This window comes from Streptomyces parvulus, assembly GCF_014648855.1.
GTDB classification, from domain to species: domain Bacteria; phylum Actinomycetota; class Actinomycetes; order Streptomycetales; family Streptomycetaceae; genus Streptomyces; species Streptomyces parvulus.
In genome coordinates this window covers 56,550-79,198 of sequence record NZ_BMRX01000014.1, presented here as the reverse complement: position 1 = coordinate 79,198, position 22,649 = coordinate 56,550, and the positions used below count along the sequence as shown (strand labels likewise).

Below are 22,649 nucleotides of genomic sequence, written 5' to 3'. Positions count from 1 at the left end.
GTGGTCAGGCCCCTGTCTTGCTCAGGGTGGTGGGCGCTTCGGCCTCTTCGTGGAATTCCAGCTTGTTCCGCCTGTTGGCGATGAGACCTTCCGGACGGAAGCGCATGAGCAGGACGAGCGCGAGTCCGAAGGCGAAGAGCTGGTAGTCGCCGAGGAACTGGAGCTTGTTGGGGATCAGGAAGAGCAGCGAGGCGCCGATCAGCGGACCCGCGATGGTGCCCATGCCGCCGAGGACGACCGCGGCGAGCAGGAACGCCGAGTTGGGCGGGGTGGTGCCGGCGAAGAGGTACTGCTCGGGCGTCACGGTGTAGGTGACGTGCGCCTGCACGGTGCCCGCGAGCCCGGCGAGGGTGGCGCCGACCGCGAAGGCGATCAGCTTCACCCGGAAGCCGTTGATGCCCATGGCGAGCGCCGCGGTCTCGTCCTCTCGGATGGCGACCCAGGCGCGGCCGATTCGGGAGTCGCCGCTGCGCCGGAAGACGAGCACGACCACGGCCGTGATGATGAGCATCAGGAAGAAGTAGTTGGCGAACCGGCCGATGGTGAATCCGCCGATGTCGTGCTGGACGCCGAGGTCGAAGCCGAGGACGTTGAGATCGGGGATGGACGAGATGCCGTTGGAGCCGTTGGTGACGTCCGGTCCCGAGGTGCCGTCCAGGTTGTTGGCGGTGATCCGGAAGATCTCTCCGAAGCCCAGCGTCACGATGGCGAGGTAGTCGCCGCGCAGCCGCAGGGTCGGGGCGCCGATGAGGACACCGAAGACCAGCGAGGCCGCGGCGCCCACGAGGACCGCGGCCCAGAAGGGCAGGTGCAGGTCGAACGGGGAGCTGGGCGAGCCCGAGACCATCGAGGCGGCGTACGCGCCGACACCGAGGAAGGCGACGTACCCGAGGTCGAGCAGGCCGGCGAGACCGACGACGATGTTCAGGCCGAGGGCGACCGTGGCGAAGATGAGGATGTAGACGCCGAGGGTGGCGTACTGGTCGTCGGTCTGGGTGAAGGGGAAGCACGCCGCCGCGATGAACGCGCCGCAGACGGTGATGTTCGTGTGCCGGGAGGTGATCTGCGTGGCCTGGGCGATCAGACCGGCCTTGTTGAGGGCGGCGAAACCGAGGCCCGCGGTGATCAGGAAGCCCACGAACAGCTCGTCGTACTCGGTGCCGATGCCGTAGGTGAAGACCAGCAGGGCGACGGCGAGGACGGCGACGATGATCAGGATCTCGACGTACGAGGGCAGCGGCCGCAGCGTGCGCGGGGTGCCGGAGGCGAAGGCCGCCTTGACGGTCTGCCAGTTGTTGCCGCTGGTGTGCTTGAACTGCTCCCAGCCGGTGTCGTCCGGGTCGAACGGGTCGGGCTCGGGCCGTTCGAAGGGCAGGGCCAGCGCGCCGAGGAAGGCGACGAGGGTGGCCGCGGCCGCGACGTAGGCGCCGGGCTCCAGGTTGACGAGTCCGCCGAGCTGGGCGCTGATCGCGATGACCGTGTACCAGGTGGTGGCGAAGGCGGAGAGCGCGGCGAACTTCAGGGCCGCGTCGGCGCCCGCGGGCACCAGCCAGCCCAGGCCCCGGACGCCGTAGGAGGCGAGGCCGAGCAGGGTGGTGAGGGCGCCGGCGATCAGCACCAGCACCTGGAGGCCGCCCGGGTAGCCGTAGACCGTGAGGTCGCCGGGGAACTCGGCGGTCCAGGTCCAGGCGAGGAACGTGGAGACGACGGTGAGCAGGCCGCCGCCGGTGGCGAGGGCGCGGCCGAGGTGGGCGGGGATCCCGATGAGGCCGGTGGAGCCGTCCCCGGCGACGCCGCCGGAGGTCTTCGGAGCTGTGGTCTGTGTGGTCATCGGTGTCACGCCCTGTCCGCAACGCGTTCGCCGAGCAGGCCCTGCGGCCTGAACAGCAGCACGAGGATGAGGAGGATGAAGGCCCATACGTCGGCCCAGGACTGGCTGCCGAACTTGTCCAGGCCGGGGATGTCGGCGATGTAGGCGGTGGCCAGGGTCTCGGCGATGCCGAGGACGACACCGCCGATCATGGCGCCGTAGATGTTGCCGATACCGCCGAGGACGGCCGCGGTGAACGCCTTGAGGCCGAGGATGAAGCCCATCTTGAAGTCGATCTGGCCGTACTTGAGGCCGTTGGCCACGGCGCCGACGGCGGCGAAGACGGCGCCGAGCGCGAACGCGACCACGATGATGCGGTCCGTGTTGACGCCCATCAGCTTGGCCGTGTCCGGGTCCTGGGCGGTGGCCTGCATGCCGCGCCCGGTGCGGGTGCGCATCACGAAGTAGGCCAGGATCGCCATGCTGACGGGGGCGGCGATGAGCAGGAAGACGTCGCCGGTCTGGAGGGTGACGCTGCCGATGTGGAAGGGGCCGCCGTCGATCTGCGGGAAGGTGCGCGCCGACTTGGCGTGCGGGTACCAGGCCCACACCGCCTGCTGGAGGGCGAGCGAGAGGCCGATCGCGGTGATCAGCGGCGCGAGGCGGGGGGCGCCGCGCAACGGCCGGTAGGCGAACCGTTCCGCCCCGACCGCGACGGCGACGGAGACCACCATGGCGCCCATGAGCATCAGGGGCAGCGCGATCAGCATGGAGGTGCCGTCGGGCAAAATGTATATGTAGACCGTGAGCGCGCCGAAGGCGCCGGTCATGAAGATCTCGCCGTGGGCGAAGTTGATGAGCTGGACGATGCCGTAGACCATTGTGTAGCCGATGGCGATCAACCCGTACATGGATCCCAGTAGCAGGCCGTTGACCAGCTGCTGCGGCAGTTCGTTCACCGCATGTCCTCCGAGACTTTCGGAACTATCGACGGATGTGGCCGGATGCGAGTCCGCGCGGGGCGCCTGGAACGGCGCCCCGCGCGGCTCGTGATCACGTGATCAGTGGTGGGTGCGGTTGATCAGCCGGTGTAGGTGCCGGACTTCACCGACTTCCAGGCACCGTTCTCGACGGCGTACACGGTGAGCTGCTTGTTCGTCGCGTCACCGAACTCGTCGAAGGAGACCTTGCCGGTCACACCGTCGAAGGAGACGTTCTGCATGGCCTCGGTGACCTTGGCGCGGGCGTCGTCGGGGAGCTTCCCGTCGTTGTCCTCGACGACCTTCTTGACGGCCTCGATGATCGCCCAGCCGGAGTCGTAGGAGTAGCCGCCGTACGCCTCGTAGGCCTCCTTGTAGCCCGCGGCCTTGTAGTTGGCCACGAACTCCTTGGCGGAGGGCAGCTCCTCGACCGGCGCGCCGACCGAGGTCGCGAGGTCGCCGTTGCCGGTGGCGCCGGCGAGCTTGATGAAGTCGGCGCTGTAGATGCCGTCACCGCCGACCACGGGGATCTTCGCGCCGGCCGCCTTGATCTGCTTGCTGAGCGGGCCGGCCTGCGGGTACTCGCCGCCGTAGTAGACGACGTCGGCGCCGGAGTTCTTCACCTTGGTGGCGACGGCGTTGAAGTCCTTGGTGTCCGGGTTGATGTGCTCGGTGCCGACGACCTGGCCGCCGAGCTTCTTGAACTCCTCGGTGAAGGTGGCGGCCAGACCGGCGCCGTAGGTCTTCTTGTCGTCGATGACGAAGACCTTCTTCTTCTTGGAGTCGTTGAAGACGTACTGCGCGGCGAACGGGCCCTGGATGGCGTCCGTGGTCGCGGTGCGGAAGTACGACTTGTACGGCCGGACCTGCTTGGTCTGCCAGTCCACGCCCTGGGTCAGGGCGGGGTTGGTGTTGGCGGGGGAGACCTCGACCAGCTTGGCCGTGTCGAAGACCTTCTGCATGGACTCGCCGACCGACGAGTTCAGCGGGCCCACGACGCCGAGGACGTCCTCGTTGGCGACGAGCTTGGTGGCGTTCTGCTGGCCGACGGAGGGCTGGCCCTGGTCGTCGAGCGCCTGAATCTCGAACTTGACGCCGTCGACGTAGTTGTCCTTGTTGGCGGTCTTGGCGGCGAGGTCGACCGAGTTCTTGATGCCGAGGCCCAGCGCGGACAGGTCGCCGGTCAGCGGGGCGTCGACGCCGATGACGACGGTGGTGCCGCCGCCGTTTCCGGAGTCCGAGCCGCCGTCGTCGTCGCGCGAGCCGCAGGCGGTGAGGGTGAGCGCTCCCGCCGCCAGAGCGGCGGTGATGGCGATGAGCGAACGTTGACGCACGATCAGTCCTTTCCCTGGCGCAGCCGCTTCCCCGTGGAGACGGCCGAGTCGAGCGCTGGGCCGAAGTGACATTCCGACGGCGCGGTGACTGGCCGTGACTCTAAGCGTGTGTGGGGAACGTGGAGGAGGGTCTGACTCATGCTGTGACGCTCTTGTTATGACACCGGGTAATGCAGAGCGGTACTGGCTGGGAAGAAGGGCGGAATTCAGGCCGATTCGCCCTGTCCGCATCGTGAGAACCCGCAGGACGGGCCGTCTGTGTTCAGGCGTCTGGGACGTTTTGGTGATTACCTCGAATCGTTGCCGCAGGCGACCTGAAGTGCCTGGGAGAGCTGCCGCGCATAGCGCGACCCCAGGATGAAACTGTGGGTCTGTATTGCGCGCGTATTACGCAGCGTTACATCCAGGAAAGGGAATCCGGGGTTCCGGGGCGCTTTATCGCATTCCGTCACCCGCAGAGTGACAATGATCTTGCTGTCGGAATGCGGCTTTGTCTGGAAAGGTGCCGCGGGCGACGAGGCCACCGACAGGCCGGCCGAGGGCTGGGCGATCCGGGTCACCGTCACCGGCGGTCCCGACCGGACGCTCAGCCGCACGGCGAAGCTGAATCCGCCGCCCCGTGCCCCGCCCGGTCCGGGCGCGGCGTCCAGGTAGGCGAGCGTGACCGCCTGGGAGGGGTACGGCGGCGGCGCCTCGGCCGGCTCCCGCGCCCGGTCGGCGCGCAGGGAGCCGCTCGCGGCCAGGAGGAGGAGCGCCGCGCCGGCCGCGCGGACGGTCCGGCGGTGACGTGTGCGGGACGGTGCGGTCCGGCCGCCCGGGCCGGCTCGCCCGGTCACGTTCCGGAGGTAGGTGTCCTCGCCCGGTTCGACGGGTCCGATGCCGCCCGTCACCGCCACCCGCCCTCGTCCGGGGCGCCGTCGGCGTACTCCTTCTCGCACGCCTCGCGCACCTGGCGGTCCATCAACTCCCGGGCGTGGCGGTCGCCCTGGACCCGGACGGCGTCCCGGGCCGCCGCGACGACCTCGCGCAGGATGTCGTACTGGCGGTTGGACAGCCCCATCGACTGGTAGTCGCCGTAGGGTTCCGCCCCGTCCAGCAGCGCACGCGCCCAGTGGCCGACCCCGCTGACGCAGGCTTCCCCGGGAGAGGGCGGCTCCGGCGACGCGCCGCCGGAGCCGGAACCCGCCTCCGGGCCGGACGAGTCGGCGCAGGACAGGGCGGTCGCCGCCGTGACGGCCAGGAGGGCGCTCAGGAGCAGCCGCCGACCCGCCGCCCCCGGCCAGGGGGCCCGTCCCCGTCCCATGCCCCGACGCTAGGACGGCGCACGGCCGGGAGCAACGCCTCGGCCGCAGGACGGTGGAGCGCCCCCGCGGTCAGTCCTTCGGGGCCGCGGCGTCCGGGTTCACGTCCCGCAGCAGGCAGGTCAGGCGCGCGGTGCACACCCGCCGGTCGTGCTCGTCGCTGATCACGATCTCGTACGTCGCGGTGGTCCGGCCCCGGTGCACCGGCGTGGCCACCCCGGTGACCAGGCCGGAGCGGGCCCCGCGGTGGTGCGTGCAGTTCAGGTCGACGCCCACGGCGATCTTGGAGCTGCCGCCGTGCAGCATCGAACCGACCGACCCGAGCGTCTCGGCCAGCACCGCCGAGGCGCCGCCGTGCAGCAGTCCGTAGGGCTGGGTGTTGCCCTCCACCGGCATGGTGCCGACGACCCGCTCGGGCGACGCCTCGACGATCTGGACGCCCATCCGCGTGCCGAGGTGCCCGGCGGAGAACAGCGCGGGCAGGTCGACGCCGAGCGCGGCGTACTCGTCGATGACTTCCTGCGGGAAATGCACCTGCTGCTGCTCGCCCATGGGCCGGCTCCTTCTCGTCGCTCCGGATGGCGGGCCGGCCGCCCCGGGGCCGCCGACTCGACTGAGCAAACGCTCAGTCGGTCGCCGATTGTTCCAGACGCACGACCACGGACTTGCTGGCCGGGGTGTTGCTGGTGTCCGCGGTGGCGTCCAGCGGCACCAGCACGTTGGTCTCCGGGTAGTACGCGGCCGCGCAGCCCCGGGCCGTCGGATAGTGCACGACGCGGAAACCGGGCGCCCGCCGCTCCACCCCGTCCCGCCACTCGCTCACCAGGTCGACGTACGCACCGTCCTCGACGCCCAGGCTCCGGGCGTCCTCCGCGTTGACCAGGATCACCCTGCGGCCGTTCCTGATGCCCCGGTAGCGGTCGTCCAGGCCGTAGATCGTGGTGTTGTACTGGTCGTGCGAACGCAGCGTCTGCAGCAGCAGCCGCCCCTCGGGCAGCTCCGGGAACTCGACCGGCGCGGCGGTGAAGTTGGCCCTGCCGGTGGCCGTCGGGAAGCGGCGCTCGTCGCGCGGGGCGTGCGGGAGCGCGAAGCCCCCTGGGTGCGCCACGCGCGCGTTGAAGTCCTCGAAGCCCGGGACGACCCGTCCGATGCGGTCCCGGATCGTCGCGTAGTCCTTCTCGAACTCCTCCCACGGCGTACGGCTCCGCTCGCCCAGCACGCGGCGCGCCAGCCGGCACACGATCGCCGGCTCCGACAGCAGCTGCCCGCTCGCGGGCTCCAGCCGGCCCCGGGAGGCGTGCACCATGCCCATGGAGTCCTCGACGGTGACGAACTGCTCGCCGCCGCCCTGGAGGTCGCGCTCGGTGCGGCCCAGCGTCGGCAGGATCAGCGCCCGTGCGCCGGTGACCGCGTGCGAGCGGTTCAGCTTCGTCGACACGTGCACCGTCAGGCGCGCCCGGCGCATGGCCGCCTCGGTGACCTCCGTGTCGGGCGAGGCCGAGACGAAGTTGCCGCCCATGGCGAAGAAGACCTTCGCCTCCCCGTCGCGCAGCGCGCGGATGGCCCGCACGACGTCGTAGCCGTGCTCGCGCGGCGGGGCGAAGCCGAACTCCTTCTCCAGGGCGTCCAGGAACGCGGGGGCGGGGCGCTCGAAGATGCCCATCGTGCGGTCGCCCTGCACGTTGGAGTGGCCGCGCACCGGGCAGACGCCGGCGCCCGGGCGGCCTATGTTGCCGCGCAGCAGGAGGAAGTTCACCACCTCGCGGATCGTGGGCACCGAGTGCTTGTGCTGGGTCAGGCCCATCGCCCAGCACACGATGGTGCGCTCGGAGGCGAGCACCATGCGCAGCGCCTCCTCGATCTCCGCGCGGGTGAGCCCGGTGGCCGCCAGCGTCTCGTCCCAGTCGGCCGCCCGCGCGGTCTCGGCGAACCCCTCGAAGCCGTGCGTGTGTTCCGCGACGAAGGCCTCGTCGACCGCGCCCTCGGTCTCCAGGACCAGCTTGTTCAGCAGCCGGAACAGGGCCTGGTCGCCGCCCAGGCGGATCTGGAGGAACAGATCGGTCAGCGCGGCGCCCGTCGTGAGCCCCTTGGGGGTCTGCGGGTTCTTGAAGCGCTCCAGGCCCGCCTCGGGAAGCGGGTTGACGCTGATGATCCGCGCGCCGTTCGCCTTGGCCCGCTCCAGCGCGGAGAGCATGCGCGGGTGGTTGGTGCCCGGGTTCTGCCCCGCCACGATGATCAGGTCGGACTTGTACAGGTCCTCCAGGAGGACGCTGCCCTTGCCGATGCCTATGGTCTCCGACAGGGCCGAGCCGGACGACTCGTGGCACATGTTGGAGCAGTCGGGCAGGTTGTTGGTGCCCAGCTCGCGCGCGAAGAGCTGGTAGAGGAACGCCGCCTCGTTGCTGGTGCGTCCCGAGGTGTAGAAGACCGCCTCGTCGGGGGAGTCCAGGGCGGCGATCTCCTCGGCGACGATGCCGAAGGCGCGCTCCCAGGTCACCGGTTCGTAGTGCTCGCCGCCCTCCGGGAGGTACACCGGGTGCGTGAGCCGTCCCTGCTGGCCCAGCCAGTAGCCGCTGCGGGTGGCGAGGTCGGCCACCGGGTGCGCGGCGAAGAACTCCGGCGTGACCCTGCGCAGGGTGGCCTCCTCGGCCACTGCCTTCGCGCCGTTCTCGCAGAACTCCGCCTTGTGCCGGTGGTCCGGCTCGGGCCAGGCGCAGCCCGGGCAGTCGAAGCCGTCCTTCTGGTTGACACTCAGCAGCGTCAGCGCGGTCCGCTTCACGCCCATCTGCCGCTGTGCGATCCGCAGCGTGTGCCCGATGGCCGGGATGCCGGCCGCCGCGTGCTGGGGCGGCGTCACCTCCGGCGCGTCCTGGACGGGGTCACCCTTGGGCGGCTTGGTGGCCATCGCGCGCTCCTTCGCTTACGCGTGTGAGGTACGTCTCCGATCCTCGCACGCCCCGCCGACAGCCACGGACGCCGGTCGCGATCGGCGTCCCGAGGGGGCGCGGGGAACGGCGCGGCCGGCCACGGCGGACCCGCGGCCGCGTTGCCGCGGGCCCTGCCCGGCACCGACTGTCAGTGGCGCATGGCAGGATCGGAACCGTGGCGAAGACAGCATCGAAGAAGACCGACAGCACCTCCGGCTCCCGCCCGCGGCTGATGCTCATGGACGGGCACTCGCTGGCCTACCGCGCGTTCTTCGCGCTGCCCGCGGAGAACTTCACGACCGCGACGGGCCAGCCGACCAACGCGATCTACGGGTTCGCGTCGATGCTGGCCAACACGCTGCGTGACGAGGCGCCCACGCACTTCGCGGTGGCGTTCGACGTCTCCCGCAAGACCTGGCGCTCCGCGGAGTTCACCGAGTACAAGGCGAACCGCTCCAAGACCCCGGACGAGTTCAAGGGCCAGGTCGAGCTGATCGGCGAGCTGCTCGACGCCATGCACGTGACGCGCTTCGCCGTCGACGGCTTCGAGGCGGACGACGTCATCGCCACCCTCGCCACGCAGGCCGAGGCCGAGGGCTTCGACGTGCTGATCGTGACCGGCGACCGGGACTCCTTCCAGCTGGTCAGCGAGCACACCACGGTCCTCTATCCGACCAAGGGCGTCTCCGAGCTGACCCGCTTCACGCCGGAGAAGGTCTTCGAGAAGTACGGCCTGACCCCCGCCCAGTACCCCGACTTCGCGGCCCTGCGCGGCGACCCGTCCGACAACCTGCCGGGCATCCCGGGCGTCGGCGAGAAGACGGCCGCGAAGTGGATCAACCAGTTCGGATCCTTCGCCGACCTCGTCGAGCGCGTCGACGAGGTCAAGGGCAAGGCCGGGCAGAACCTGCGCGACCACCTGGAGTCCGTCAAGCTCAACCGCCGGCTCACCGAGCTGGAGCGGCGCGTCGAGCTGCCGAAGGCGGTCACCGACCTGGAGCGGCCGGCGTACGACCGCAAGGGCGTCGCGATGATCCTGGACACCCTGGAGATCCGCAATCCGTCCCTGCGCGAGCGGCTCTTCGCCGTGGACCCGGGCGCCGAGGAGGCCGAGGCCACGCCGGTCGTGGCGGACGGGGTCGAGCTGGACGGCGTGGTGCTCGGCACCGGCGAGGTGGCCGGCTGGCTCGCCGAGCACGGCGCGCGGCCCCTCGGCGTCGCCACCGTCGACACCTGGGCCCTGGGCACCGGCTCGGTCGCCGAGGTCGCGCTGGCCGCGTCCGACGGGACCGCCGCCTGGTTCGACCCGACGGCACTGGACGAGGCCGACGAGGCGGCGTTCGCCACCTGGCTGTCCGACGCGGACCGCCCCAAGGTGTTCCACAACGCCAAGGGCGCGATGCGGGTCTTCGCCGAGCACGGCTGGAGCGTCGCCGGCGTCGGCATGGACACCGCCCTCGCCGCCTACCTGGTCAAGCCGGGCCGCCGCTCCTTCGACCTGGACGCGCTGTCCCTGGAGTACCTGCACCGCGAGCTGGCCCCGGCCGCCGCGGCCGACGGCCAGCTGGCCTTCGGCGCGGACGACGGCGCGGAGGCCGAGGCGCTGATGGTGCAGGCCCGCGCGATCCTCGACCTCGGCGAGGCCTTCGAGGGCCGCCTGGCGGACGTCGGCGCCGCGGACCTGCTGCGCGACATGGAGCTGCCGACCTCCGCGCTGCTGGCCCGCATGGAGCGGCACGGCATCGCCGCCGACCGGGCCCACCTGGAGGCCATGGAGCAGATGTTCGCGGGCGCCGTCCAGCAGGCCGTGAAGGAGGCGCACGCGGCGGCCGGACGCGAGTTCAACCTGGGCTCGCCCAAGCAGCTCCAGGAGGTGCTCTTCGGCGAGCTGAACCTGCCGAAGACCAAGAAGACCAAGACCGGCTACACCACCGACGCGGACGCCCTGGCCTGGCTCGCGGCCCAGACCGACAACGAACTGCCGGTGATCATGCTCCGGCACCGCGAGCAGGCCAAGCTGCGGGTCACGGTCGAGGGCCTGATCAAGACGATCGCCGCGGACGGCCGCATCCACACCACGTTCAACCAGACGGTCGCCGCGACCGGCCGCCTCTCCTCCACGGACCCGAACCTCCAGAACATCCCGGTCCGCACCGACGAGGGCCGGGCCATCCGCCGCGGGTTCGTGGTCGGCGAGGGCTTCGAGTCCCTGATGACGGCCGACTACAGCCAGATCGAGCTGCGGGTGATGGCCCACCTGTCCGAGGACGCGGGCCTGACCGAGGCGTTCACGTCCGGCGAGGACCTGCACACCACCGCCGCCGCACAGGTCTTCTCCGTCGAGCAGTCGGCCGTGGACGCGGAGATGCGGCGCAAGATCAAGGCCATGTCCTACGGCCTGGCGTACGGCCTCTCGGCCTTCGGCCTCTCCCAGCAGCTGAACATCGAGGCGGCCGAGGCGCGCGGCCTGATGGACGCTTACTTCGAGCGCTTCGGCGGCGTACGGGACTACCTGCGCCGGGTGGTCGACGAGGCACGGGCCACGGGCTACACGGCGACCCTCTTCGGCCGCCGCCGCTACCTGCCCGACCTCAACAGCGACAACCGCCAGCGCCGCGAGGCCGCCGAACGCATGGCCCTGAACGCGCCGATCCAGGGCACCGCGGCCGACATCGTCAAGATCGCCATGCTCAACGTGGACAAGGCACTGCGCGAGGCCGGCCTGTCCTCCCGCATGCTGCTCCAGGTCCACGACGAAATCGTCCTGGAGATCGCCCCGGGCGAGCGCGAGGCCGCCGAGGAGCTGGTCCGCCGCGAGATGGCGAACGCGGTCAGCCTCAGCGTGCCCCTCGGCGTCTCGGTGGGCTCGGGAGCGGACTGGGAGTCGGCAGCGCACTAGCCTCCGGCGGTCCGGCGGTCCGGCGGTCCGGCGGGGATGCCGGGTCCCGGCGGTTCGCGGCCCCGCCCCCGCGGCGGGGCCGCGCCGGGCGGCCACCGGTGGGCTCGTCACTCAGGTGGCCCCCGCGGATGCGCCGCCCGCGCTGGTCTCCCGTGAGGATGCGGGCATGGGTATACGCATGCTCCACCACCGGACGACACCGGCACGGGCAAGCACAGAAGGACCCGCCCGCGTGCCACTGCCACCGGTCCCGGCCCTCGCGCCAGACGCGAGTACCGGCCGCATCCCCGCCACCCTCACCACGGCCCTGCGCCGCACGGCGACCGGCCTCGGCCGCAGACTCGCCCGCGGCGACCGGGCGACCGCCACCCCCACCCCGCGCGAGGCACCGGCCTGGCGCCTGTGGGCGGACCTGGCCCGCGGCTACCTGTCCCTGGCCCTCACCCTGGTGCCGCGGCCACGCCCCGCACGCACCCTCACCGTCTTCGTCGCCGCCGACACGGTCAGCGGGCCACCCGGCGGTCCGGCTCCGCACCGGCCCGGGCGGCGGGAGCGGGGACCGGACGCCGCGTCCTGACCACCGCGGCGTACACCAGCAGCGCCGGCGCCAGCCCGGCGCCCGCGCCGAAACACACCGTCGGGATCAGCTCCCACGGCTTGGCCAGGTGGCCCCAGTAGTCCCACCACCGCACCGCCCGGCGCACCGCCCCGGCCAGCGCGCAGCCGCCGAGGAACACCGCGGCCCACCACCGGTCCCGCGCCGAGAGGACCGGCACGGCGGGCGCCCCGCCGCGGGGCGCCCGACGCAGCGCCCGCGCGACGAACACGGCGATCACGACCGCGGCCACGGCGGAGCCGCCGTACTGGAGGTACCAGTACAGCGGCGACCCCGCGATCTCCCGGCCCAGCACCGGGAACAGCCGCATGCCCCACCGGTCGAGGTGCGTGAACGCGTCCCACACCACGTGCGTCAGCGCCCCCAGCACCGCCGACACGTACCACCACGCCGTGGCCGCGGGTGCCACGCGCGCGCGTGGCGCACCGCAGCGCAGCAGGAGCGCCACGCGTCCCTGCCGGGCCCGGGGCAGCAGGGCCACCAGAGGCTCGCGAACCAGCAGCCACATCCCCACCAGCGCCCAGGCGACGGCCACATCCACCGTGAAGACGCCGGTGAACGAGTGGGTGACGTCCCCGAACTCCATCGCCGCGGGCAGGAAACTCGCCGCGTAATAGGTCATGTCGGGCGCGAACGACCCCGCCACCAGCACGGCGGGCACCAGCCGCCCGCGGCCCGTCCCGTCGCCCCGTACTCCGGGCAGCACGGCGGCCGCATGACTGAGGGTGAACGGCAACTGAACTCCTCTTATGGCCAACCGGTGAATATCGGGCGCGAACGGGTGCCCGTGCAAAGCAAGTTGCCGTAGGGTCGCCTGCGGCACCGTGCTGGTCGAACAGACGGACACCACGCCCGGAAAGTTGCGGTGCAACCGTCGGCGCGGACCGATCGTCACAACAGGGCGGAGACAGCGGGCGGATACGGCAGCCGGGCACGGCGGCCGGATGCGCCGGCCGGACACGGACGGAGACGGACGCGCGGGCGTCCACGGGAGGGGTTCACTCTATGGCGGCGCATTTCGACAGGAGGCTCCGCAAAGCGGCGGTCACCACCACTGTGGCCGCGGTCGTGGTCGCGGCCCTGTCCGCGTCCCAGGCCCCGGACGTGACGGCCGACTCCAACGGCAGACAGACCACCGCCGACAACGCGCCGACGGCCGACACGCCGTCCCAGGAGAGCGCGACCGGCAACTCGCCGTACTACACGGACCTGCCGCCGCTGAACAGCCCGAGCCCCGCGCCCACCATCGGCACCCCCTCCTCCCGGGAGGCCGCCGAGGCCGGCATCCCCGCGACCGTCCTGGACGCCTACAAGAAGGCCGAGGCGGCGGTGCGCCAGGCCAAGCCCGGCTGCAACCTGCCCTGGCAACTCCTCGCCGCGATCGGCAAGGTGGAGTCCGGCCAGGCCCGCGGCGGCCGCGTCGACGCCTCCGGCACCACCATCGGCAAGATCATCGGCCCGCAGCTCGACGGCAACGGCTTCGCCCTCATCAAGGACACCGACGACGGCGTCTACGACGGCAACAGCAGCTACGACAACGCGGTCGGCCCGATGCAGTTCATCCCCTCCACCTGGGCGTGGGCGGGCCGCGACGGCAACGGCGACGGCAAGGACGACCCCAACAACGTCTACGACGCCGCGCTCGCCGCAGGCCACTACCTCTGCCGGTTCACCTGGGACCTCTCCGACCGGGCGGACCTGGAGAGCGCGATCCTCAGCTACAACAACTCGCAGGACTACCTGAACACGGTCCTGTCCTGGCTGGAGCACTACCGCAGGGGCAGCCACGAGATCCCCGACGGCACCGGCACGCTCCCCGTGGGCCGCAGCGACGACACGTTCCGCCCCGGCGCCGGGCCCTCGCCCAGCACGCCGGGTGCGACGCCCCGGCCCGGTGCCTCCGGCTCCTCGACGCCGAGCCCCGGCAAGCCGGACCGGCCGGCGAAGCCCGGGCCCTCGGACCCCGGCACCGGCTCGCCGACGCCCAAGCCGCCGACCGACCCGGAACCGCCCGCCGGCACCCGGCCGCCCACGCCCACCGACACGGTGCACCACCTGGAGAACGCGGGCGCCACCGGCCTCACCGCGGTCGCGGGCGACACCTTCGCCCAGAAGCTCACCGCGCGCGCCGAGACCAAGGCCGGCAGCGGCGTCGGCAAGGTCCGCGTCCGCTTCACCGTGCTGGGCGACACGGACGCCGCCTTCACCGGCGGGGACAAGGTCGCCGCGGTCACCACCGACGCCTCCGGCACGGCGGTCGCGCCCGCACTGGTGGCCGGGGAGAAGACCGGTGTGTTCACGGTCCGGGCGACCGTGATCGGCCGTTCCGTGGCGTTCGACTACAAGGCCACCGTCACGGAGCGCGTCGCCGACGCCCTCGCCCGCACCGGCGCCACCGAGCTGACCTGCGTGCCCGGGGGCGAGTTCGCGGAGCGGGTCGAGGTGAAGGCCACGCGCAAGGGCGCCGCAGCCGGCAAGGTCGCCGTCACCGCCGTGCTCGTCAAGTCGGTGCTCGACCCGACCCAGGCCGACAAGGGCCCCTTCTTCAAGGACGCCGACGGCAAGGCCGTGCGCACCCTCACCGGCCTCAAGACCGACGCCAAGGGCATGCTCGAACTGCCGAAGCTCTACGCCGACGACGCCGCGGGCACGTTCCTGCTCCGCGTCACCACGGCGGGCGGCGCCGTCCTCAACGTCCCGTTGAAGGTCGCAGCGGCACCCGACCCGACCCCGGACCCGTCGACCGACCCGTCGGCCGAGCCCTCCACGAGCCCGTCCACGGAGCCCGAGGCCTGAGCACCGGTCCCGACCGAGGACCGAGGGCGCCCACCGTGCACGCGGCGGGCGCCCTCGCCGTTCCGTCACGCTCCCCGCGTCACTTCCCGAGCCGCGCCTTCGTGTACCGGGTCGGTTCCGCCGTGGCGGGATCCTCGGGCCACGGGTGCTTCGGGTACCGGCCGCGCAGCTCCGCCCGCACCCCCTTGTAGCCGTCCCGCCAGAACGAGGCCAGGTCGGCCGTCACCGCGGCGGGGCGGCCGGCGGGGGAGAGGAGGTGGACGAGCAGGGGCACACCGGCGATCCGGGGCGAGCGCTGGAGTCCGAACATCTCCTGCAACTTCACCGCGAGCACCGGCTGTTCCGGGTCCGCGTAGTCGATCCGGATCCTGGACCCGCTGGGGACGGCGATCCGCTCCGGGGCCAGCTCGTCGAGCCGCGCCGCCTCGCCCGACGCCCACGGCAGCAGCCGCGCCAGCGCCTCCGCCGCGTCGATCCGGGCCAGGTCGGCCCGCCGCGCGGCACGCCCCAGCTCGGGCTCCAACCACTCGTCCACGCGCGCGTGGAGGGCGTCGTCGGACACGTCGGGCCACGGCTCGCCGAGATGCCGCCGCAGGAACGCGAGCCGAGCGCGCAGCGCCTCCGCGTCGGCCGTACGGCGCAGCAGCCCGAGCCCCTCCTGACGCAGCCCTTCGAGCAGGGCCTCCCGTACGAGTCCGGGGTCGGCGCCGGTCAGCGGCCGGACCGCCAATTCCACGGCACCGAGCGCCTCGACACGCCGGGCCACCACGTCCCCGCCGCTCCAGCGGACCTCGTCCCGTTCGGTGAGCAGCGCCCCCGCCGCCAGCCGCGCCGTCCCCTCGTCGACTGCGGCGCCGAGCTGCACGCGCGCGTGCCCGCGCCCCACCGGCCGGTCGGCCACCGCGACGGCGATCCACGGCGCACCCCGCAGCGCCGACCCCGCCGGCAGCTCGGCGCGGGTGCCCGAGACCATCAGATAGGAACCGCCGTCCTTCCTCGCCACCCGCTCGGGAAACGCCAGGGCGGCCACCAGGCCGGCGAGGGCGTCCTCGGCGAGCGGTGCCCCGCGCCCGCCCTCCTCCGGCTGGACGGCGCCGCGCAGCCGCCGCACCTCCGCCCGCCACCGCGCCGCGTAGCCGTCACCCCCGCGCCGGGCGGCCCGCAGGACGGAGACCAGCTCGTCCCCGTACTCCCGGGGCGCCTCCTCGCTGAGCAGCCCGACCACTTCGGCGGCCACCTCCGAGGCGCCGCCCGCTCCCGCGCTTCCCGCCGTGTCGAGCAGCGCGCGCCCCAGCCGGGGGTGCACACCGAGCCGGGACAACCGGGTCCCCCGCGGCGTGGCACGGCCGGCCGCGTCGACCGCGCCGACCGCGGTGAGGACCGACCGCGCCGCCGCCATCGCCCCGGCCGGCGGCGGGTCGAGCAGCGCCAGTGAGGAGGCGTCCGGGTCTCCCCAGCAGGCCGCCTGCAGGGCGAACGCCGTCAGGTCGGCCACCTTGATCTCCGGCGCCGGGAACCGCGGCAGCCGGACGTCCTCCGCCTCCGTCCAGCACCGGTACACCACGCCGGGGGCCTCCCGCCCGGCACGCCCCGCCCGCTGCCGCGCCGCCGCCCGCGAGGCCCGCACCGTCGTCAGGGCGCTCAGCCCGCGCGCGTGATCGACCCGCGGCTCCCGCGCCAGCCCGGCGTCCACGACCACCCGCACCCCGGGGACCGTCAGGGACGACTCCGCCACCGACGTCGCCAGCACCACGCGGCGCCGCGCCCCGGGCACCAGCACGGCGTCCTGCACGGCCCCGGACGCCCGCCCGTGCACCTGGAGCACGTCGACGTCCCCGAGGCCCCCCAGCCGCCCGGCGACGCGGGCGATCTCCCCGACGCCGGGCAGGAAGCACAGCACGTCCCCGTCCCACTCGGCGAGCGCCCGCCGGACCACCGACGCCACATGCGTGAGCAGCGCGAGGTCCACCCGCATGCCGTGCGGGGGCCGCACCGGGCGCGCCGGCGGCGACCAGACCACCTCCACGGGATGCGACACGCCCCGCGCCTCCACGACCGGCGCGCCGCCCAGCAGCCGGGCCCAGCCTTCGGCGTCGGTCGTCGCGGAGGCGGCCACGAGCCGCAAGTCCGGCCGCAGCGCCTGCCGGACGTCCCACAGGAACGCCGCCGTCGTGTCGGCGTCCAGATGCCGCTCGTGGCACTCGTCGAGCACCACCGCGTCGACGCCCGTCAGCTCCTGGTCCCGCTGGAGCCGCTGGAGGAGCACACCGGTCGTGACGACCTCCACGCGCGTGTGCCGCCCGACGACCCGTTCGCCGCGCACCGTGTACCCGACCCGCGCACCGGGCCTCTCGCTCAGCAGCCACGCCATCCGCCGGGCCGCCGCCCGCGCCGCGATCCGGCGGGGCTCGGCCACGACCACGCGCCGCGCGGGGCCCTCGTCCAGCAGCCCGGCCAGCGCGAGCGGCACCAGCGTCGTCTTGCCCGTGCCCGGCGGCGCGACCAGCACCGCCGTGCCGTGCCCCTCCAGGGCGTCGTGCAGCGCGGGCAGGGCACCGCGCACGGGCAGCGCGTCCAGGGCGTCGTAACGGATCACGCCCCCAGTGTCGTACGCCCCCAGAAGCGCCCTCCACGCGCGCGGGGACGAGCGGCGGGGCACCGGCTCAGTCGCGCTCGCACACGAAGATCGCCGTGCCCGGGATCAGATGCCCGCGCAGCGGGGACCAGCCGCCCCACTCGGAGGTGTTCCAGTCCGGCCACTCCGGCTCGACCAGGTCCACCAGCCGGAACCCGGACGTCACCACGTCCCGCACCCGGTCGCCGAGGGTCCTGTGGTGCTCGACGTACACCGCGCGGCCCTCGTCGTCCTGCTCGACGTACGGCGTGCGGTCGAAGTACGACGCCGAGACCGAGAGCCCCTCGGGGCCCGGCTCGTCCGGGAACGCCCAGCGCAGCGGATGCGTGACCGAGAAGACGAACCGGCCCCCCGGGCGCAGCACCCGGCGCACCTCCCGCAGCACCAGCCGCGGATCGGCGACGAAGGGCAGCGCGCCGTACGCCGAACACGCCAGGTCGAACGAGCCGTCCGCGAAGGGCAGCGCGGCCGCGTCCGCACACACGAGGGGGAAGCCGCCGCCGATCCGCAGGGAGTGCTGGAGCTGGCGGTGGGAGAGGTCGAGGGCCACCGGACGGGCACCCTGGGCGGTCAGCCAGCGCGAGCACTGCGCCGCGCCGGCGCCGATCTCCAGGACGTCCCTGCCCTTCAGGTCCTCCGGCGGACCGAGCAGCTCGGCCTCCGTCTCGTCGAGGCCCTCGGGACACCACACGAAGCGGTCGTCGCCCAGGAAGGTGCCGTGCTCGATCTGGTACTCGTCCGCGTTGCGGTCCCACCAGCCGCGGTTGGCGCGGGAACTCTCCGTGACGCCGGCGGCACGCCGGGTGGCCTCGGGTTCTGGGTCCACGGCCTCGGACGCTACGGGCTCTTGGATGACCGGCTCCCTCGTACTAGTCTGCGGGCTCTTCCGAGCCGCCCGCTCCGGGTCACGCGAGGGACGTTCAGGGGTCCATGTGGCCTCGGTGGACAGCTTTTGTGCCGGGTATGCGACGATCCGCCCCGGGTGTGCGGCTTCGCGCATTGACCCTGCCCGGCTGCCCCCGTATGCTACAAGTTGCGCTGCGGGCCTGCGCACCTCAGACGTAGCAGGTCGCGCTCGCATCTGTTGTATGTCCCCTCGGTTCTCGAGGCGTCACCAGTGTTTTTTCGGTGGCGCTTACTTGGCTGTCCGGCTTCTACAGTGCGAAACGGGCTCCCGGCGTAAGCAGTACCTACGACTTCAATGTCCGTACCGGAGCCCTTTCCCACATGACGAGCAGCACCGAGACCACCGCCACCACCCCGCAGGTAGCGGTCAACGACATCGGTAACGAGGAAGCCTTCCTCGCCGCGATCGACGAGACGATCAAGTACTTCAACGACGGCGACATCGTCGACGGCGTCATCGTGAAGGTCGACCGGGACGAGGTCCTGCTCGACATCGGTTACAAGACCGAAGGTGTCATCCCGAGCCGCGAGCTCTCGATCAAGCACGACGTCGACCCCAACGAGGTCGTCGCCGTCGGTGACGAGATCGAGGCCCTTGTTCTCCAGAAGGAGGACAAGGAAGGCCGCCTGATCCTCTCGAAGAAGCGCGCCCAGTACGAGCGTGCCTGGGGCACCATCGAGAAGATCAAGGAAGAGGACGGCATCGTCACCGGTACCGTCATCGAGGTCGTCAAGGGTGGTCTCATCCTCGACATCGGCCTCCGCGGCTTCCTTCCGGCCTCCCTGGTCGAGATGCGCCGCGTCCGCGACCTCCAGCCCTACGTGGGCAAGGAGCTCGAGGCGAAGATCATCGAGCTGGACAAGAACCGCAACAACGTGGTCCTGTCCCGCCGTGCCTGGCTGGAGCAGACCCAGTCCGAGGTCCGCCAGACGTTCCTCACGACCCTCCAGAAGGGTCAGGTCCGTTCCGGCGTCGTCTCCTCGATCGTCAACTTCGGTGCCTTCGTGGACCTGGGTGGCGTCGACGGTCTGGTCCACGTCTCCGAGCTGTCCTGGAAGCACATCGACCACCCCTCCGAGGTCGTCGAGGTCGGCCAGGAGGTCACCGTCGAGGTCCTGGACGTCGACATGGACCGCGAGCGTGTCTCCCTGTCGCTGAAGGCGACCCAGGAAGACCCGTGGCAGCAGTTCGCCCGCACCCACCAGATCGGCCAGGTCGTGCCCGGCAAGGTCACGAAGCTGGTTCCGTTCGGTGCGTTCGTCCGCGTCGACGAGGGCATCGAGGGTCTGGTCCACATCTCCGAGCTGGCCGAGCGCCACGTGGAGATCCCGGAGCAGGTCGTCCAGGTCAACGACGAGATCTTCGTCAAGGTCATCGACATCGACCTCGAGCGCCGCCGCATCAGCCTCTCGCTGAAGCAGGCCAACGAGGCCTTCGGTGCCGACCCGTCGACGGTCGAGTTCGACCCGACCCTGTACGGCATGGCCGCGTCCTACGACGACCAGGGCAACTACATCTACCCCGAGGGCTTCGACCCCGAGACCAACGACTGGCTCGAGGGCTACGAGACCCAGCGCGAGGCGTGGGAGACGCAGTACGCCGAGGCGCAGCAGCGCTTCGAGCAGCACCAGGCCCAGGTCATCAAGTCCCGCGAGGCGGACGAGAAGGCCGCGGCCGAGGGTACCGACACCGCGGGTGCGGCTCCGGCCGCCTCCGGTGGCGGCGGCGGCTCGTACTCCTCCGAGGGCGGCGACAACTCCGGCGCCCTGGCGTCGGACGAGGCGCTGGCCGCGCTGCGCGAGAAGCTGGCCGGCGGCCAGAGCTGAACGCGCACCGCTGAGATCCTCGGCGGCTGACCGTTAGCGGTTGATCAAGGGGCCGCACCCTTCGGGGTGCGGCCCCTTGGCGTTGCGTCAAGATCACGCTCCTTGCCGCCACCGGGAATGCCCCTCCCCGCCGGGACGTTGTGACCGGTGAACACGACGAGGGGAGCGGACACTGTGCTTGATCCGCAGGATTTGTACGCATGGGAGCCGAAGGGCCTGGCCGTCGTCGACATGGCGCTCGCGCAGGAGTCGGCCGGACTGGTCATGCTCTACCACTTCGACGGATACATCGACGCCGGTGAGACGGGCGACCAGATCGTCGAGCGGGTGCTCGACACGCTGCCCCACCAGGTCGTCGCCCGCTTCGACCACGACCGGCTCGTCGACTACCGGGCGCGCCGCCCGCTGCTGACCTTCAAGCGGGACGGCTGGACCGACTACGAGGACCCCACCATCGAGGTGCGGCTCGTCCAGGACGCCACCGGAGCGCCGTTCCTGCTGCTGTCCGGGCCCGAGCCGGACGTCGAATGGGAGCGCTTCGCCGCCGCCGTCGCGCAGATCGTGGAGCGCCTCGGCGTCCGCCTGGCGGTGAGCTTCCACGGCATCCCCATGGGCGTCCCGCACACCCGGCCCGTCGGCGTCACCCCGCACGGCACCCGCACCGACCTGGTGCCGGGCCATCGCAGCCCCTTCGAGGAGGCACAGGTCCCCGGCAGCGCCGAGGCGCTCGTCGAGTACCGGCTCGCGCAGGCCGGCCACGACGTGCTGGGCGTCGCCGCCCACGTCCCGCACTACATTGCCCGCTCCGCCTACCCGGACGCGGCCCTGACCGTGCTGGAGGCGATCACGGCGGCGACCGGCCTGGTCCTGCCCGGCATCGCGCACTCCCTGCGCACGGACGCCCACCGCACCCAGACGGAGATCGACCGCCAGATCCAGGAGGGCGACGAGGAGCTGACCGCCCTCGTCCAGGGGCTGGAGCACCAGTACGACGCCGCGGCGGGCGCCGAGACGCGCGGCAACATGCTCGCCGAGCCCGTCGAGATCCCCTCGGCGGACGAGATCGGCCGCGAGTTCGAACAGTTCCTGGCGGACCGGGAGGGCGACAACTGACGGCGCCCGCCTCCCGGCGACCGGACCGCCGGCGGCAGGCCCTAAGCTTCCGCTCATGCTGAAGGTGGGTCTGACCGGCGGGATCGGTGCCGGCAAGAGCGAGGTGTCCAGGCTGCTCGTCGAGCACGGCGCCGTACTGATCGACGCGGACCTGATCGCGCGCGAGGTCGTCGCCCCCGGGACGCCGGGCCTCGCGGCGGTCGTGGCGGCCTTCGGCGAAGGCGTGCTCGCCGCCGACGGCGGCCTGGACCGCCCGAAGCTCGGCTCGATCGTCTTCGCCGACCCGGAGCGGCTGGCCGAGCTGAACGCGATCGTGCACCCCCTGGTGGGCGAACGCTCCCGGGCCTTGGAGGAGGCGGCCGACGCGGACGCCGTCGTCGTCCACGACGTCCCGCTGCTCACCGAGAACGGCCTGGCCCCGCTGTACGACCTCGTGGTCGTCGTGGACGCCGACCCGGCCACCCAGATCGACCGGCTGGTGCGGCTGCGCGGCATGACCGAGCAGGACGCGCGGGCGCGCATGGCCGCGCAGGCGACACGGGAGCAGCGCCGGGAGATCGCGGACGTGATCGTCGACAACGACGTACCGCTGGACGAGCTGCGGCGGCGGGTCGCCGAGGTGTGGTCCGAGCTGACCCGCCGGGCCCGCGCCCCGCGCCGGACGGCACAGGAATAGGGCACCGCGCGCGGGCGTTGATCCCTTCCAGTGAGGGAAGGACTCTGCCGTGCCCGAGACCAGCGGTTCGACCGGACGTACCCCTGAGACGGACGTCATCGACTTCCGTGCCGCCGAGCAGTTGCTCGCCGCACGGGACCCGCGGGGCGCGGTGAAGCTGCTCGACGCGGTCATCGGCGCCCACCCCGAGAACACCGCGGCGCGGCTGCTGCGCGCGCGTGCCTTCTTCGCCGCCGCGCAACTGCGGCCGGCCGAGCTGGAGTTCACCATCGTCCTGGAGCGCGAGCCGGACAACGCCTTCGCGCACTTCGCGCTGGCCCGCACCTACGAGCGCCGGGGCTGTCCCGACCAGGCGCGACGGCACTTCCGGCTGGCGGCGGCCCTCGACCCGAACCCCGAGTACCTCCAGCAGGCCCGGTTCGACTCCTGAGGCCCGCGGGTCAATCCCGCGGCGGCGGATACGGCGGGACGTCCCGGCCCGGCTGGTAGTGCGGGCCCTGGCGCAGATGCCGCAGGACCACCGTCAGGTCCACGGTCGCCACCAGCCAGAGCACCCCGCAGGCGACGGCCCACCCCGTGCGGCCGGTGAGCGCGAACGCGGCCGTTCCGAAGACCGCCCAGACCAGCCCCCACAGGCTCAGCCAGAACCGCGCTCGCAGCGCACTGCGCGCGGTGGCCGGCTCACTGCCCGTACGCATCGGATCATCGCTCCTCCTTGCAACGTACTCCGCCCCGCCACGAGGGGGAAACGGCCCGCCTCGCGCGGGCCACGGCATGCCGAGGGCCCGGCGTTCACCGGGCCGTGCGAGGCGGAGACCCTCTGCGTTCA

The 22,649-nt window shown here is 72.3% G+C and carries 18 protein-coding genes; 7 read left to right on the top strand and 11 right to left on the bottom strand.

Annotation, left to right across the window (positions count from 1 at the left end):
* Positions 1 to 4: 4 nt before the first annotated feature.
* From IE108_RS26540 to IE108_RS26510, 7 genes are all read right to left on the bottom strand, one after another.
* Positions 5 to 1,831 carry a branched-chain amino acid ABC transporter permease gene (locus IE108_RS26540; protein ID WP_064727366.1) on the bottom strand — a complete coding sequence of 609 codons (1,827 nt, stop codon included), beginning with the start codon at positions 1,829 to 1,831 and terminating at the stop codon, positions 5 to 7.
* Between the two features lie 5 nt (positions 1,832 to 1,836).
* Positions 1,837 to 2,769 (bottom strand): branched-chain amino acid ABC transporter permease, encoded by a 933-nt coding sequence (locus IE108_RS26535; RefSeq protein WP_064727365.1) that lies wholly within the window; start codon positions 2,767 to 2,769, stop codon positions 1,837 to 1,839.
* A 122-nt stretch (positions 2,770 to 2,891) separates the two neighbouring features.
* Entirely contained in the window at positions 2,892 to 4,124 is a 1,233-nt protein-coding gene (locus IE108_RS26530) for a branched-chain amino acid ABC transporter substrate-binding protein (protein WP_064727364.1), read from the bottom strand.
* Between the two features lie 287 nt (positions 4,125 to 4,411).
* Positions 4,412 to 5,020, bottom strand: coding sequence for a Tat pathway signal sequence domain protein (locus tag IE108_RS26525; RefSeq protein WP_229852399.1), 609 nt, complete (start codon positions 5,018 to 5,020; stop codon positions 4,412 to 4,414).
* Positions 5,011 to 5,427, bottom strand: coding sequence for a hypothetical protein (locus IE108_RS26520; RefSeq protein WP_064727363.1), 417 nt, complete (start codon positions 5,425 to 5,427; stop codon positions 5,011 to 5,013). The genes IE108_RS26525 and IE108_RS26520 overlap by 10 nt, the downstream gene beginning before the upstream one ends.
* 70 nt (positions 5,428 to 5,497) lie before the next feature.
* Positions 5,498 to 5,977, bottom strand: a complete 480-nt coding sequence (locus IE108_RS26515; protein ID WP_064727362.1) for a PaaI family thioesterase — start codon at positions 5,975 to 5,977, stop codon at positions 5,498 to 5,500.
* Between the two features lie 73 nt (positions 5,978 to 6,050).
* Positions 6,051 to 8,330, bottom strand: coding sequence for an FdhF/YdeP family oxidoreductase (locus tag IE108_RS26510; RefSeq protein ID WP_064727361.1), 2,280 nt, complete (start codon positions 8,328 to 8,330; stop codon positions 6,051 to 6,053).
* 197 nt (positions 8,331 to 8,527) lie between these two features.
* Between IE108_RS26510 and polA the strand changes: the two genes are divergently transcribed.
* Positions 8,528 to 11,251, top strand: coding sequence for a DNA polymerase I (polA, locus tag IE108_RS26505; protein ID WP_064727360.1), 2,724 nt, complete (start codon positions 8,528 to 8,530; stop codon positions 11,249 to 11,251).
* A gap of 232 nt (positions 11,252 to 11,483) precedes the next feature.
* Positions 11,484 to 11,828, top strand: coding sequence for a hypothetical protein (locus IE108_RS26500; protein ID WP_229852397.1), 345 nt, complete (start codon positions 11,484 to 11,486; stop codon positions 11,826 to 11,828).
* On the opposite strand, the gene IE108_RS26495 is transcribed toward IE108_RS26500, so the two are convergent.
* The gene (locus IE108_RS26495) at positions 11,755 to 12,603 is read right to left on the bottom strand and encodes a DUF4184 family protein (RefSeq protein WP_064727358.1); all 849 of its coding nucleotides are present in this window, start codon (positions 12,601 to 12,603) and stop codon (positions 11,755 to 11,757) included. The genes IE108_RS26500 and IE108_RS26495 overlap by 74 nt on opposite strands.
* 269 nt (positions 12,604 to 12,872) lie before the next feature.
* On the opposite strand from IE108_RS26495, the gene IE108_RS26490 reads away from it, so the two are divergent.
* Positions 12,873 to 14,663, top strand: a complete 1,791-nt coding sequence (locus tag IE108_RS26490; protein ID WP_064727357.1) for a lytic murein transglycosylase — start codon at positions 12,873 to 12,875, stop codon at positions 14,661 to 14,663.
* 79 nt (positions 14,664 to 14,742) lie between these two features.
* Here the strand turns inward: IE108_RS26490 and hrpB are convergent, their stop codons facing one another.
* Together hrpB and IE108_RS26480 are read right to left on the bottom strand one after the other, a co-directional pair.
* On the bottom strand, positions 14,743 to 17,259 hold the full coding sequence (hrpB, locus tag IE108_RS26485; protein WP_064727356.1) for an ATP-dependent helicase HrpB: 2,517 nt from the start codon (positions 17,257 to 17,259) through the stop codon (positions 14,743 to 14,745).
* A 67-nt stretch (positions 17,260 to 17,326) separates the two neighbouring features.
* On the bottom strand, positions 17,327 to 18,298 hold the full coding sequence (locus IE108_RS26480; protein ID WP_079163478.1) for a class I SAM-dependent methyltransferase: 972 nt from the start codon (positions 18,296 to 18,298) through the stop codon (positions 17,327 to 17,329).
* 227 nt (positions 18,299 to 18,525) lie between these two features.
* On the opposite strand from IE108_RS26480, the gene rpsA reads away from it, so the two are divergent.
* The 4 genes from rpsA (at position 18,526) to IE108_RS26460 (ending at position 22,250) form a co-directional block, all read left to right on the top strand.
* Positions 18,526 to 20,031, top strand: coding sequence for a 30S ribosomal protein S1 (rpsA, locus tag IE108_RS26475; protein WP_064727355.1), 1,506 nt, complete (start codon positions 18,526 to 18,528; stop codon positions 20,029 to 20,031).
* A gap of 174 nt (positions 20,032 to 20,205) precedes the next feature.
* Positions 20,206 to 21,144 carry a PAC2 family protein gene (locus IE108_RS26470; RefSeq protein WP_064727354.1) on the top strand — a complete coding sequence of 313 codons (939 nt, stop codon included), beginning with the start codon at positions 20,206 to 20,208 and terminating at the stop codon, positions 21,142 to 21,144.
* 55 nt (positions 21,145 to 21,199) lie between these two features.
* Positions 21,200 to 21,820 (top strand): dephospho-CoA kinase, encoded by a 621-nt coding sequence (coaE, locus tag IE108_RS26465; protein ID WP_064727353.1) that lies wholly within the window; start codon positions 21,200 to 21,202, stop codon positions 21,818 to 21,820.
* A gap of 49 nt (positions 21,821 to 21,869) precedes the next feature.
* Positions 21,870 to 22,250 (top strand): tetratricopeptide repeat protein, encoded by a 381-nt coding sequence (locus IE108_RS26460; RefSeq protein WP_064727352.1) that lies wholly within the window; start codon positions 21,870 to 21,872, stop codon positions 22,248 to 22,250.
* Between the two features lie 10 nt (positions 22,251 to 22,260).
* On the opposite strand, the gene IE108_RS26455 is transcribed toward IE108_RS26460, so the two are convergent.
* Positions 22,261 to 22,518 (bottom strand): DUF6343 family protein, encoded by a 258-nt coding sequence (locus IE108_RS26455; protein WP_064727351.1) that lies wholly within the window; start codon positions 22,516 to 22,518, stop codon positions 22,261 to 22,263.
* Positions 22,519 to 22,649: the final 131 nt, after the last annotated feature.

What these genes read in the sequence shown, in the direction of transcription:
- IE108_RS26540 (WP_064727366.1), bottom strand. Translation starts at nt 1,831, where the DNA reads ATGACCACACAGACCACAGCTCCGAAGACCTCCGGCGGCGTCGCCGGG.
- IE108_RS26520 (WP_064727363.1), bottom strand. Translation starts at nt 5,427, where the DNA reads ATGGGACGGGGACGGGCCCCCTGGCCGGGGGCGGCGGGTCGGCGGCTG.
- IE108_RS26515 (WP_064727362.1), bottom strand. Translation starts at nt 5,977, where the DNA reads ATGGGCGAGCAGCAGCAGGTGCATTTCCCGCAGGAAGTCATCGACGAG.
- IE108_RS26510 (WP_064727361.1), bottom strand. Translation starts at nt 8,330, where the DNA reads ATGGCCACCAAGCCGCCCAAGGGTGACCCCGTCCAGGACGCGCCGGAG.
- IE108_RS26490 (WP_064727357.1), top strand. Translation starts at nt 12,873, where the DNA reads ATGGCGGCGCATTTCGACAGGAGGCTCCGCAAAGCGGCGGTCACCACC.
- IE108_RS26480 (WP_079163478.1), bottom strand. Translation starts at nt 18,298, where the DNA reads ATGCGCGAAGCCGCACACCCGGGGCGGATCGTCGCATACCCGGCACAA.
- rpsA (WP_064727355.1), top strand. Translation starts at nt 18,526, where the DNA reads ATGACGAGCAGCACCGAGACCACCGCCACCACCCCGCAGGTAGCGGTC.
- coaE (WP_064727353.1), top strand. Translation starts at nt 21,200, where the DNA reads ATGCTGAAGGTGGGTCTGACCGGCGGGATCGGTGCCGGCAAGAGCGAG.
- IE108_RS26455 (WP_064727351.1), bottom strand. Translation starts at nt 22,518, where the DNA reads ATGCGTACGGGCAGTGAGCCGGCCACCGCGCGCAGTGCGCTGCGAGCG.